Origin of the sequence: Turicibacter faecis, from assembly GCF_037076425.1 — a bacterium.
Lineage (GTDB): Bacteria > Bacillota_I > Bacilli_A > MOL361 > Turicibacteraceae > Turicibacter > Turicibacter faecis.
The window spans coordinates 1,358,107-1,371,200 of sequence record NZ_AP028127.1; the positions used below are offsets into that span (position 1 = coordinate 1,358,107).

The 13,094-nt window shown below is 36.7% G+C and carries 9 protein-coding genes; 1 reads left to right on the forward strand and 8 read right to left on the reverse strand.

Annotated elements, in window-relative coordinates; translation table 11 throughout:
• Window positions 1–2: 2 nt before the first annotated feature.
• Genes mraY through AACH31_RS06470 form a run of 3 tightly spaced genes read right to left on the reverse strand, consistent with a single transcriptional unit; the run spans window position 3 to window position 4,354 of the window.
• Window positions 3–971, reverse strand: a complete 969-nt coding sequence (gene mraY, locus AACH31_RS06460; protein WP_161831702.1) for a phospho-N-acetylmuramoyl-pentapeptide-transferase — start codon at window positions 969–971, stop codon at window positions 3–5.
• A 2-nt stretch (window positions 972–973) separates the two neighbouring features.
• Entirely contained in the window at window positions 974–2,425 is a 1,452-nt protein-coding gene (locus AACH31_RS06465; RefSeq protein WP_161831701.1) for a UDP-N-acetylmuramoyl-L-alanyl-D-glutamate--2,6-diaminopimelate ligase, read from the reverse strand.
• Window positions 2,426–2,446: 21 nt separating this feature from the next.
• Window positions 2,447–4,354 (reverse strand): stage V sporulation protein D, encoded by a 1,908-nt coding sequence (locus AACH31_RS06470; RefSeq protein ID WP_161831700.1) that lies wholly within the window; start codon window positions 4,352–4,354, stop codon window positions 2,447–2,449.
• A gap of 348 nt (window positions 4,355–4,702) precedes the next feature.
• Between AACH31_RS06470 and AACH31_RS06475 the strand changes: the two genes are divergently transcribed.
• Entirely contained in the window at window positions 4,703–5,989 is a 1,287-nt protein-coding gene (locus AACH31_RS06475) for an ISL3 family transposase (protein ID WP_338617248.1), read from the forward strand.
• Window positions 5,990–6,074: 85 nt separating this feature from the next.
• Here the strand turns inward: AACH31_RS06475 and AACH31_RS06480 are convergent, their stop codons facing one another.
• The 5 genes from AACH31_RS06480 to lon form a co-directional block, all read right to left on the reverse strand.
• Complete coding sequence (locus AACH31_RS06480) at window positions 6,075–8,234, reverse strand: penicillin-binding transpeptidase domain-containing protein (RefSeq protein WP_262950430.1); 2,160 nt, start codon at window positions 8,232–8,234, stop codon at window positions 6,075–6,077.
• A gap of 174 nt (window positions 8,235–8,408) precedes the next feature.
• Window positions 8,409–8,762 carry a cell division protein FtsL gene (locus AACH31_RS06485; RefSeq protein WP_161831699.1) on the reverse strand — a complete coding sequence of 118 codons (354 nt, stop codon included), beginning with the start codon at window positions 8,760–8,762 and terminating at the stop codon, window positions 8,409–8,411.
• A gap of 18 nt (window positions 8,763–8,780) precedes the next feature.
• The gene (rsmH, locus tag AACH31_RS06490; RefSeq protein WP_161831698.1) at window positions 8,781–9,713 is read right to left on the reverse strand and encodes a 16S rRNA (cytosine(1402)-N(4))-methyltransferase RsmH; all 933 of its coding nucleotides are present in this window, start codon (window positions 9,711–9,713) and stop codon (window positions 8,781–8,783) included.
• Between the two features lie 377 nt (window positions 9,714–10,090).
• Window positions 10,091–10,711 (reverse strand): ribosome biogenesis GTP-binding protein YihA/YsxC, encoded by a 621-nt coding sequence (gene yihA, locus AACH31_RS06495; RefSeq protein ID WP_161831697.1) that lies wholly within the window; start codon window positions 10,709–10,711, stop codon window positions 10,091–10,093.
• A gap of 12 nt (window positions 10,712–10,723) precedes the next feature.
• Complete coding sequence (gene lon, locus AACH31_RS06500; protein WP_262950431.1) at window positions 10,724–13,048, reverse strand: endopeptidase La; 2,325 nt, start codon at window positions 13,046–13,048, stop codon at window positions 10,724–10,726.
• Window positions 13,049–13,094 lie beyond the last annotated feature (46 nt).

The window sequence follows — 13,094 nt, forward strand, 5'->3', positions numbered from 1 at the left end:
CCTTAGATTGCGATAACTAATCCGATTGCGGCACACACTAAAGTAACAGACCACAAGAAAATAACAACCTTCCATTCACTCCAACCGCATAACTCAAAGTGATGGTGAATAGGTGCCATTTTAAATAGACGCTTCTTCGTCCGTTTATAGTATGCAACCTGAATAATAACTGATAATGTTTCAATAACATAGACAAGTCCGATAATCACCAATAACAACTCTTGTTTCAGTAAGATAGAGACGGCTGCAATAGCTGCTCCAAGTGCTAAAGATCCCGTGTCACCCATAAATACTTTAGCTGGATTTAAATTAAAAACTAAAAATCCAAATAGGGCCCCCACAACTGCAAAACAAAATAAAGCAATACTCGGTTGTTGCATCGCAACGGCAATCATTCCGAATGCTCCAAAGGTAATAACGCTCACGCCACCGCATAATCCGTCTAAACCGTCTGTAAGATTAACAGCATTTGAAAATCCGACCATCCAGAATAAAATAAATAATCCATAAAGCCAATGTAAATTTACACTAAATAGATTAAAGAACGATAACTCTGTAGAATATCCACTCTTTAAAAATAAGTAGAAAAAGACTGCTGCTAATACAAGTTGTGCCAATAACTTCTGTTTCGGTTTAAGTCCTTCATTATTTTTACGAACAACAATAATAAAGTCATCAATAAAACCAATGAGCCCAAAACCAACCAATGTTAAAAGCAACATCATTAGTTCGTTTGTCATACCCGTATACTTCGTAAAGAGTACCGCCACTAATAATATAACGACAATCGAGGTAATAAAAATAATCCCTCCCATCGTTGGTGTCCCAGATTTTTTACGATGGGATTGTGGACCCTCTTCCCTAATCGCCTGACCAAACTTTAGCCGATGTAAAAAAGGTATGAAGAATGGTCCAATAATCGTCGCCATAAAAAACGAAAAAATTAATACAAATAAAATTGATTTTAACATTATTATATACCCCTTTTTCTAATCACTTCTTCAACGACTATTTTATCATTAAAAGGAACTACTTTACCATTAATATTTTGGGTTTTTTCGTGGCCTTTCCCTAAAATAACGACTAGATCATTAGGCTTAGCCTTCTCAATCGCCGCTTCTATCGCCTGCTTACGATCCACAATAACCGTATAGTTACGGTGAGTTGTCCCTGACAAAAGATCATAGATGATACTTAATGGATCCTCATTACGTGGATTATCACTTGTAAAGAAGACATAATCCGATAATGTAGAAGCATGATTACCCATGATTTTACGTTTAGCTTTATCACGATTTCCCCCTGCTCCTAAAACAGTGATAATTTCACCTTGAGAAATAACATTCAGATTCGTTAATACTTGAAAAATCGCATCTGGGTTATGAGCATAATCAATAACAATCGTCACCCCGTTTTTGGTTTGCACATATTCAAAGCGCCCCTCGACAGATGAAACATTTTCAATAAAAGGAATAATTTCCAACACTGGATAACCTAACGAATAAAAATAACCAATAACTGATAAAACATTATAAACATTATACTTTCCAAATAAGGGGATTTTTACACGCTTCACAAATTCTCCCTTCACATAAAGCAAAAAGGTAGTATGGTCAATGGCGTAAACAATATCCTCTGCATAAAAGTCAGCCTGCGGGCGACAACCGTAGGTTAAAATACGTCCATTAGTTACTCCAATAAAATAATCTGAATGCTCATCATCGCAATTAATGATGGCCATTCGGTGATCCTGGTAATCATTCATTTGTACAAAAGGTCTCATTTTAGTGAATAAATAATCTTCAAATGTTTTGTGATAGTCTAAATGTTCCGGTGTAATATTCGTAAAAATCAAGCGATCAAAATGAATTTGATCCACCCGATTTTCCTTAATTCCGTGTGAGGAAACTTCCATTACAAGATATTGTAAATTATTTTTAACACTATCCTTTAATAAATAATTCAAATCTAAACTCATTGGGGTCGTGTGCGTAGCCTTCTTTTTACTTCCAACCCACGATCCGTTTGTTCCAATTAACCCACTATTGATGCCCAAGCATTCAAACACATGTTGAATCAAATAGGTGATTGTTGTTTTTCCATTTGTTCCAATAACCCCTACTAAATTAATGTCTTTTGATGGTGTTTCATAATATTCATTAGAAATAACGGCTAAGGCTTTTTTCGTATTAAAAACTTGAAAATAAGGAATACTTAACGTTAAATCCTTCTCCCCTACAACTGCAATGGCGCCATTTTCTATCGCCTTTTCAATATAATCGTGACCATCCTGATCTTGTCCTCGAATAGCAAAGAAAACGCCTCCGTCTTTCACATCTCGTGAGTCATAGGCTAAATTTGAAATTAATTGATTCTCACCCGTAAATCGAATGCCTAACAACTCACTCATCTCTACTAAATTCATACGACTTCCTCCTATCCTTTCCTAATTTCCTAAATATAATCGGACAGTCCCACCTTCGATTGTTCGGGAATATGCCTCTGGTTGTTGGGAAATAACTTTAGACCCTTCCCCGTAATATTCAATTTTATAAAGAGCAGATGGTTCAATGTCTTTTGGTTCCTTACCCACAAAATCTGGAATGGCTACATATTTTGTATCTGTCCATAAATATTTCTTTTCAATTTGTTCTTCGCTCGGTTTCACTCCAATATACGGAAGTGCCTCTGCTAAAATAGAGCGTGCTATTGGAGCTGCAACAACCCCACCATATTGAATGGTATTCTTCGGATTATCAATTGCAACATAAACAACGAGTTCAGGATCATTCATTGGGGCAATTCCAACAAAAGATAAGATATACTCCCCGCTAATATATGCGCCGTCTTTAGCCTTTTGTGCCGTTCCGGTTTTTCCACCGACACGATACCCATCTATATAAGCACTTTTACCACTTCCCTGTGCCCCTACCATTTCTAATGCATAGCGCATCGTTTCAGATGTTTCTTCTGAAATCACTCGGCGTCTCACTGAAGGCTCACGTTCATATAAAATTTCGTTTGTATAAGGATGAATCATTCGCTTAACGATATATGGCTGCATTAAATTTCCACCATTTACAGCAGCACTTACCGCCGTCACTAATTGGATAGGGGTCACTGAGTTTCCTTGTCCAAACGAAGAAGTTGCTAACTCAACATTCCCAATATTATCTGGATTGAAAATAATACCTTGCGATTCCCCTAACATATCAACGCCCGTTTTTTCATTAAATCCATAAGCCCTAATATATTCAAATAATTTTTCCTTTCCAAGGCGTTGACCTAATTCAATAAATCCGGGGTTACATGAGTTCATAATTACCTCAAGCATCGATTGATCCCCGTGTCCCCCTGCTTTCCAGTCACGGATACGAACACCATCAACAATTGCATATCCCGGATCAAAGAAACGATCTTCTAACTTCATAACGCCTTCTTCAAGCGCCGCAGAAAATGTAACAATTTTAAAGGTTGATCCTGGTTCATATGTTGACCAGATTGGAAGATTACGGTTGTAAATTTCTTGATCATACTCCTGATAATTTTCTGGCTCATACGTTGGGCGTGATGACATAGCTAAAATTTCGCCTGTCTTTGGATTCATAATTAAACCGATCATTTGATCAGGACTATACTTTGCCACCGCATTATCAAATTCCCGTTCAAGAATTTCCTGCAAGTGTAAATCAATCGTTAATTCCATATCTAAACCACGGGAAGCTAACGAGTAATCATCAGAAAACTGTGGTAAAAAATTCCCCTTTGCATCCGAGAAATATTTCCACACTCCATTCTCCCCCATTAGATAATCATTATAAACATATTCTAGTCCAGTAATCCCCTGATTATCAATTCCTGTAAACCCTAGTGTATGCGCTAATAAACTTCCATAAGGATAACTACGTTTCACATCATTTACTAGATAAACACCGTCTAAATTCGCTTCTTGAATCGCTTGAACTTGTTCTAACGACAATTTACGTCCTTCGGGTTGAATCCGTTCAATAGAAACCCCTTTTGTCACGTGTTTCTTCGCTTCCTCTACACTCACGTTTAAAATCTCTGCTAGTACCTCCGAAGTATGGTCCACATCTGTCACCTGACGTGGAATAACAATTGCTGAGGGAGCAACCACATTTTCTACAATAGCATCGTGATTACGATCATAGATAATTCCGCGTTGCCCTTCAATTGGTAAATTCCTTGACCATAACGACTCCGCCCGATCAACTAAGGTTTGCGAATCAAAAATTTGTAAATAAGCCAACCGAATCATGAGCGCGATAAAGTAAATTAAAATAATTGAGAGTAACACGACCAATCGTCGTTGGATAACTCCAGACTGTTTCATCTCTTATCCCCCTTGTTAAATAGTCTTAAGATTCATTTATTACTTCCTATACGTCCATAGTAACTATATGATTACATCTTCAAGTAAATACATAATCCTTATCTTAAAACCTTATTTATTCTACTTTATTAAATAAATTCCCATTTTATGATTTTTCTTACTCTGCATTAGGGTGCACATAAAAAAGGACAACTGTGATTTAGAAACAGTCGTCCTTTTTTAGGTTCTATAATATTTAGTGTTGCTGATTAAGCAGCACTTTTTTCATAGGATAAAAAAAAAGAGACTTCAAGTCTCAATCCTGTTACAATGTTATCGACTAAAACAATATTGAAAGGATAAGATTTAATGTCTCACTCATATTTTACTAGAAAACTTTTAAATATTAAAGATAAAAATATTACATTTTCAGAAGATTATCTTGAGGAATTGAAGTTGAACGGAATTACTAGCTTTATCTTTAAAGGTATTCTTACGTATCAACCGACTCATTGTCAAAAATGCGGAACCCTATTTGATTCAAAATTTAAGAAGCATGGATTTAAAACCTCTCGAATTGTCATTCCAAAAGTCTCTCTTCACGATACCTACTTAGACCTAAAAAAACAGCGTTATTATTGTGGGCATTGCCAGTCTACTTTTACACTAAGTACTTCAATTGTTGAAAAGAACTGTTACATTTCTTATCATACGAAACACGCCATTGCTTTAGAGGCCGAAAATAAAATTTCTGAATGTGATATCGCACGTCGCCATCAGGTCTCTCATTCAACCGTCAATCGAATCATCCATAGCTTTTATGAATCTCAAACCTTAAACCTTAATTATTTACCTGAAAATCTCTGTTTTGATGAATTTAAATCCGTTAAGTCTGCTGAGGGGCATATGTCTTTTATTTTTTGCGATGCTGACTCAAAACAAATCATCGATATCGTTGAAGATCGTCGTTTAAACTCCCTTCAAGCTTATTTTAAACGATACACAAAGGAAGCACGTCATCGAGTAAAAAATATTGTGATTGATATGTACGCTCCTTACATCAGCCTCATTAAGGATCTTTTTCCTCATGCCCAAATTATCATTGATAAATTTCATCTCGTTCAACATCTCTCTCGTGCACTGAACAAAACTCGAATCCGATTCATGAAAAAGTTCAAAAAGCATGGTCGTAAATTCAAACGTTATTGGCGCTTATTTTTAAAATCTCACGCTTTACTTAATACCACCACTTATCGATCAGTTTACTGCTTTAAACAACCCATGCGTGAAATTGATATCTTAAACTTTCTACTTGATTTATCTCCTGAATTAAAAGCAACCTATGATTTATATCAAGAGTTACTTTTCGCTCTTCAGACAAAAAACTTAAAACGATTTAATCATTTACTCGAAACGGAACATCCGCTTGTTTCTCCTGAGTTTCAAACGGCTTTCCAAACCTTTAAAACTTATCAATCCTATATTAAAAATACACTCTCAACTCATTACACAAATGGTCCCATCGAAGGAATTAATAATAAAATTAAGGTCATTAAGCGTATTGCCTTTGGATATCGTAGTTTCTATCACTTTAAATCTCGTATTCTCATGGTTCAAAATCTAACAAAGCCTAAAACGAAAATCCTAGCAGCATAGCTACTAGGATTTCGATTTGAATTTTCGTTGTAACAGGTTACAAATTAATCAGCAACACTATTTGACAAAGAACCCTTTTTTATCCTTATTCAGAAGAATTAGATGAATCCATAGATGGCTTAGCGTCTTTAGACAATGTAAGCGTCACTTTTAATGAATCTGTAACCATTTCTCCCGCTGCTACAGATTGATCAATAATATACCCCTCACCTTCATAATCCACCTCTAATCCTGTTAACATTGCAAACTGAACCACTTCATCTTTTGTCCATCCAATAAAATCAGGTAACTCATACTCTTTTGAGGTCTGTATAAAAACTTTACTTGATGCACTTACGATAGATGCAGCTTTCGGTGATTGAGCAAACGTCTGTGTCCCGCTTCCGATAACAACGGGCGTTAAATTTGCCTGTTCTATTTTTTCTACCGCAGTCTCTACGGGTTCATTCATTAATTGTGGCACCGTCGAATTTTGATAGAAATCCGAAATATCAACCATCGGGGTTTTCTCAGCCCCTAAATAAATAAGCGAATTTTGCATAACAAATCGATAAAGACTTCCTAATTGATCATGTCCTCCCGTCTCTGGTTGGTTCATAGCTACATACATGACAAGATTGGGATCATCTACCGGAGCAAAACCGATATAACTATAAACATAATCATTTGCTAAATACCCGTTTGCACCATCGGCGATTTGAGCAGTCCCTGTCTTCCCACCACTCGTAAACCCATTTAACGAATAGGCAATTCGACCTGATCCTGTTTCCTTCTCAGTTACTCCTACCATCAACTGCTTGACCTGTTCAGCTGTCTCAGCAGTAATTGGCTTTTCACCTAACTCCCGAGTAAATTGATAAAGTTCCTTTTCAGTATTTAAATCATAAACTTTAGAAATTAATTGAGGCTTAACAATTTGCCCCTCATTCAAAATAGCGGTAATCGCTTGAATATGTTGAATTGGAGTTGTTAACATCCCCTGCCCGAATCCCGCCGTAATTTTTTGCATCGAATCTCGTTGACTTGGTAATGTTCCGGCACTCTCTAACGGCAATGGCAATCCTACCTGACTACCAAACCCGAACTTTTTCAAATACTCAATATTTTCATCCGGAGTAATCCAGTGAGTCAACATATCAATAATAGCCGTATTGGATGATCGATAAAACCCTTCATCATAAGAAATTGTTCCCCATGTCGTATTATAATCTCGAATCGTTGAGCCATTAACGAGTCTCGAACCAGATTCAAATAACTGTCCCCCAGAATATTTTCCTTCGTTAATCACTGCCGCATATGTATATATTTTCATAGTTGAACCTGGTTCAAAAGGCTCGGAAACTACTGGATTGTTATAGCCTTCTATATCTCGAATATTTGGGTCAAAACTCGATCGATTTCCCATCGCCAAAATTTCCCCTGTTTTTGGATTGGCAACAACAGCCACCAGACTACTCGGATTAGCTTGTTCCCAAACCTTATCCATGGCCTCTTCTAAAAAGGTTTGGATGGTGGCATCCAATGTTAAATAAAAATCGTATCCATCCTTAGCTTGTTCAATAACATATTCCGTTTTATTCGGCTGTAAATACCCCTTTTTATCTTTAATATATTGGACTAGGCCATCCGTTCCTGTCAAATAATCATTAAGTGATAATTCTAATCCCATCTCACCTGTCAACGTCCCGGTCTCTTCATCCAATTTAGTATATCCGAGCGTATGTGATGCAAAGACACCGTTAGGATAAAAACGCTTATTGTTTTGTCGAAACTTTATTCCGCTCAATTTTAAATTTTCAATTTTTTCTTTTTGCAAATAAGTTAATTGACGACCGGCATTTCCAAATTCCACCTGACGAGCTTCCCTAGATAGCACATCCACAATTTCTTCCTTTGTTAAATCAATAACTGTGCTCAACTTTTCAGCCGTCTCTTCGATATTTTCTACCACATCCCCATATTCTCTATATAAATTAGCATATAAAGTATAGGATGTTAACTGTTCAGCTAGAGCGTTTCCATCACGATCATATAATGTTCCTCGCCGTCCTGTTACAACATCTTCAACTAAGTACTTTTCTAAGGCATACTCATATAAATCCATGCCTCTTGTTTCACCAGTAACTGCAATTTTTATAAAACACCCTGCTACATAAACAAACAGGATTCCAGAGGTAATCATCGTTCCGAAAATTAACTTTCTTCCCGTATTATTCAACTGTTGTCTTTGTTTCTTTTTCTTCACCTACACCAACCCCATCAATCATTATTTCTCCAGTTTGGATTAACAAATAAAGCACACTATAGCTCTATCACTTACTTTAATTCAGGCATTCCCTCCTATATCAAAGCCAAAGATTTTTACAGCTGATAAACTACATTTTTATAGCGTGATTACAAAGATAGAGAGTAACCGGGGCTACTCTCCAATCGTAATCGTGTTTTCATAGGTTGATAAACCATTATTCTTGGCAACTTCCATTGCCCTTGAATAAGTAGATAGTTCTGAAATTTTAGAATATAACTCTTCATTCACTACCGTTTGTTGGTCTATTTCTAATTTTTTCTTTTCAACACGATAGTGAATCTCATTAATTTGCGCATCTAAATATAATTGACCAATCAAAAGCATAAAAACTAAGACTGAACTAATCCCAATCAATCCCTGTAAAGAATATAACCCCTTTTTCTTTACCTTTTGTTTCTTTAACGTTGACGCTACCTTTTGTTTTGGTATTTCATGATGCTCAATCCTTCTTTGTAATGGACTCATCTAATTCTCCCCCTTATTCTACTTCAAACGCATAGCTACCCTTAACTTAGCTGAATGTGAACGATTATTCTCTGCCAACTCCCCTTCATTAGCAACGATAGGTTTCCGTGTTATCACTTTAAATTCTGGTTGAAACTCTTCCGGAATAATCGGTAATCCCCGCGGAATATCCTTCGATTCACTACGTTTTTTAAACATATGCTTACAAATTCGATCCTCTAACGAATGAAACGTAATAACGGCAACACGGCCATTAACGTTTAACATATCCATCGCATCCTTTAAGGCATATTCAAAAACTTTTAATTCATCATTAACAGCAATCCTTAATGCCTGAAACGTTCGTTTCGCCGGATGACCACCCTTACGACGCGCCGGAGCTGGAATAGCGGACTTGATAATCTCAACCAATTCAAACGTAGTTTCAATGGGTTGTTTTTCACGGTATCGCTCAATTGCACGAGCAATTTGTTTTGAAAACTTTTCATCACTATAGACGCGAAAAATAAATTCTAAATCTTTATACTCCCACTCATTGACAATCTCATAGGCAGATAGACTGGCCTCTTGATCCATGCGCATATCCAATTTTGCATCGTGGTTATAACTAAACCCACGCTCAGGGGTATCAAATTGTGGAGATGAAACACCTAAATCAAAAATAATTCCGTCAATTTTCTCTATCCCACGTGCATTTAACTCTTCTTTTAAATGGACAAAATTACTTTTTATAATGGTGAAATTATCCCCTATTTCCTTTAGTCGTTTTGTCGCATTTTCAATAGCAAACATGTCTTGATCAAATGAGTAAAGATGACCTGTTTTTAAACGCTTTAAAATCTCGCTACTGTGTCCGCCACCACCTAAGGTACAATCCACATAAATACCATCCTCTTTAATAGCCAAATTTTCAATTGATTCATGAAGTAAGACTGAGTAGTGATTGAACATCGTTGAACCCTCCTATAAATCAACTTATCTCTTAAACTGATACAAATATTATTTATAATCCTAACTAAGTAGGCTCTTATATCCACTTTTCAGAACTAATTATACCGTATATAACCTAAATTTAAAATAAAATTTACCGTATTTAGAAAAAAAAGTTCTATCAATCCCATTTTCAACATATAATGTTCCTTCCCATCACTTAACTTAAAATTGCTCAACATGCCGACCCGTTTTAATCCATCGAAAAGTAAAATCACTAACTTGACCGCTCCCTAGCCCCTATAACACTGAAAGACTCCTACATCAACTTTATAAGGGACTAAAAAACGGCATGAGCTCATCCTTCACTTGAACTCATACCGTTTTTTATTTTAATTTTATTCTTGCTCCATTTCAACTATAATTTCGTGGTATTGTTTGATTAAATCTTCAAAAATTTCTAAAACTTCTTCACGCCCCTCGTGTGTTTCAGATGAATAAGCAACAAAAACATCATCTTCATCAAAATCAAGGGTCTCTTTAATAAGCTTTTCTTGTTTTTTGTACTGACTGCGATTAACTTTATCTTTTTTTGTACCAATCACCAATGTTGGAATTTCATAATACTTATATAATCCATACATTGCAATATCCTCAGGTGTTGGTTTATGACGATAATCTACAAGTAAAACTCCTAAAATGAGTTCCTCACGTTCAACCAAATACTCTTCAATCATTCGTCCAAATGATTCCTTTAGTGAACGATTAACCTTAGCATAACCATACCCTGGAACATCTACTAAATACATTTCATCATTTATATTGTAGAAATTTAATGTTTGTGTCTTCCCTGGACGGCTCGAAACACGGGCTAAGTGCTTTCTATTGGTTAGAGAATTAATAAATGATGATTTTCCAACGTTTGAACGCCCCGCAAAAATCATTTCCGGTAATCCATCTGTTGGATAGTGATCAGCTCGAACACAACTTTTTACATATTCTGCTTTATTAATTTGCATATTATTCACACCTTATCGTAACGCCTGCTGTAAAACTTCATCTACTGTAGAAACAGGAATAAATATCATTTCATCTTTAACACATTTTGGAATATCTTCTAAATCTTTTTCATTATCTTTTGGCATAATAACAACTTTTAATCCCGCACGATGAGCTGAAATTGTTTTTTCCTTTAAGCCACCGATTGGTAAAACTCGACCACGTAATGTAACCTCACCTGTCATTCCGACTTCCCGCTTAACAGGTTTCTTCGACAATGCAGATACAAGAGCGGTCGTCATTGTTACCCCTGCAGATGGTCCGTCCTTCGGAGTCGCTCCCTCGGGAACATGGATATGGATATCATGATCCTTAAATAAAAGGGGATCAATGTTTAATCGCTCCGCATTTGCTCGCACATAACTAATTGCTGTCTGTGCCGATTCTTTCATCACATCACCTAGTTTACCAGTCAATACCATTTTACCTGTCCCTTTATAATAGGTTACCTCTACTGGTAAAATATCGCCACCGAATTGCGTGTAGGCTAAGCCAGTGACAACCCCAATCTGATCCTGTTCTTCAAGTAATCCATGAGTAAACTTGTGTTTTCCTAATAACGTTTTCAACATCGTAGAATCGACATGAATGCGGTCAATTCCTTCACCTAAAAGCTTTCTAGCCGTTTTCCTACAAATTGAACCAATCAATCGTTCAAGCTGACGAACCCCTGCTTCACGCGTATAGTGTTGGATAAGCTCCATCACCACCTCATCCGTAAGCGTTAATTGATGAGCAGTTAACCCGTGTATTTCTAATTGTCGTGGAATTAAATAACGAATGGCAATTTGAAACTTCTCTTGCTCAGTATAACTATCCACGTGAATGATATCCATACGATCTCGAAGAGGAGCCGGAATATTCTCTAAATAATTGGCTGTTGCCACAAATAGAACCTGTGATAGATCATACTCCTCTTCTAAATAATGGTCACTAAAATGACTATTTTGTTCAGGATCTAAAACCTCTAGCATCGCAGAAGCGGGATCTCCCTTGTGATCACTGGCCATCTTATCAATTTCATCTAATAGGAAAACAGGATTTATTGTTCCCGCTTTTTTCATCGCTTGAATAAGACGTCCAGGCAATGCTCCAAGATAAGTTCTGCGATGCCCTCGAATTTCAGATTCGTCTTTAACGCCCCCTAAAGAAACCTTGACAAACTTTCTACCCAAGGCCTCTGCAATAGAACGTGCTAACGAAGTTTTCCCAACCCCTGGAGGACCGACTAAGCATAGGATAGTTGAGGGATTTTTACCCGTCATCGTTTTTACCGCTAAATATTCTAAAATTCGTTCCTTCACCTTTTCTAGTCCATAATGCTGCTTATTGAGCGTTTCCTCCGCAAATAGAATATCTTTATTATCTTCAGTTTGAACACTCCATGGTAAGGCAACTAACCATTCTAAATAAGTTCGCACCACACCAGATTCACTAGAATTAGCAGGTAGCATTTCAAAACGTTTAATTTCCTCTAACGCTTTTTCCTTTACAGCATGCGGCATTCCAAGTGATTGAACTTTTTCTCTAAACTCCTCACTGACTGCCTCTTTCGAGTATTCGTCACCCAACTCTTTTTGGATGGCCTTCATTTTTTCCCTTAGATAAAATTCTTTTTGATGTTCATCTAACGCTCGCTTAACCTCCTGATTAATTTTCAGTTCTAATTGAGCAATATGTTTTTCTTTCTCAACCTCTTTTAAAAGAGCAGATAATCTGTCCTCAACTGAAGGCATTGAAAGATATTTCATTTTATCTTCTTCTGAAATACGTAAATAAAAAGCAATTATATCCGTGATAGCGATCGCATTTTCAGCCTCATCGATAAGTGAAGCGACATCGGTTGGATGAGCAAACAATAAACTACCATGCTCGGCAATCTCCTCTTTTAACAAACGAAGCATCGCTTCCTCTTTGTCAGAATTCGTTAATAAAGAAGGCATTGTTTGTACTCGTGCCTCAAAATATGGTTCGAGTTGCGTATACTCCTCTATCTCAATACGAGTAATAGAGTTAAACTTCACTTTATAGTGTCCGTTTGGAAGTTTAATTTTCATTGTAATCTTGGCAATAGTCCCGTAATGACATAAATCTTCACTTTGCGGTCTTTCAACATTTGGATCGATTTGTGAAACTAACGCTACATAATTCCCATTCGCTTCGCATGCCTCTAGAGCTTCAATTGATTGTAAACGACCAATCTCTAAACGAACCTCCGTATTAGGCAATGAAACAACACCTCGAACAGGTAACACAGGGAGTGTATGCACCTCAACGTTGTTTACATCTATTCTCATTTCCACTCACCTCACTAGTACTTTTAACACTACATCTTTTAGTCAA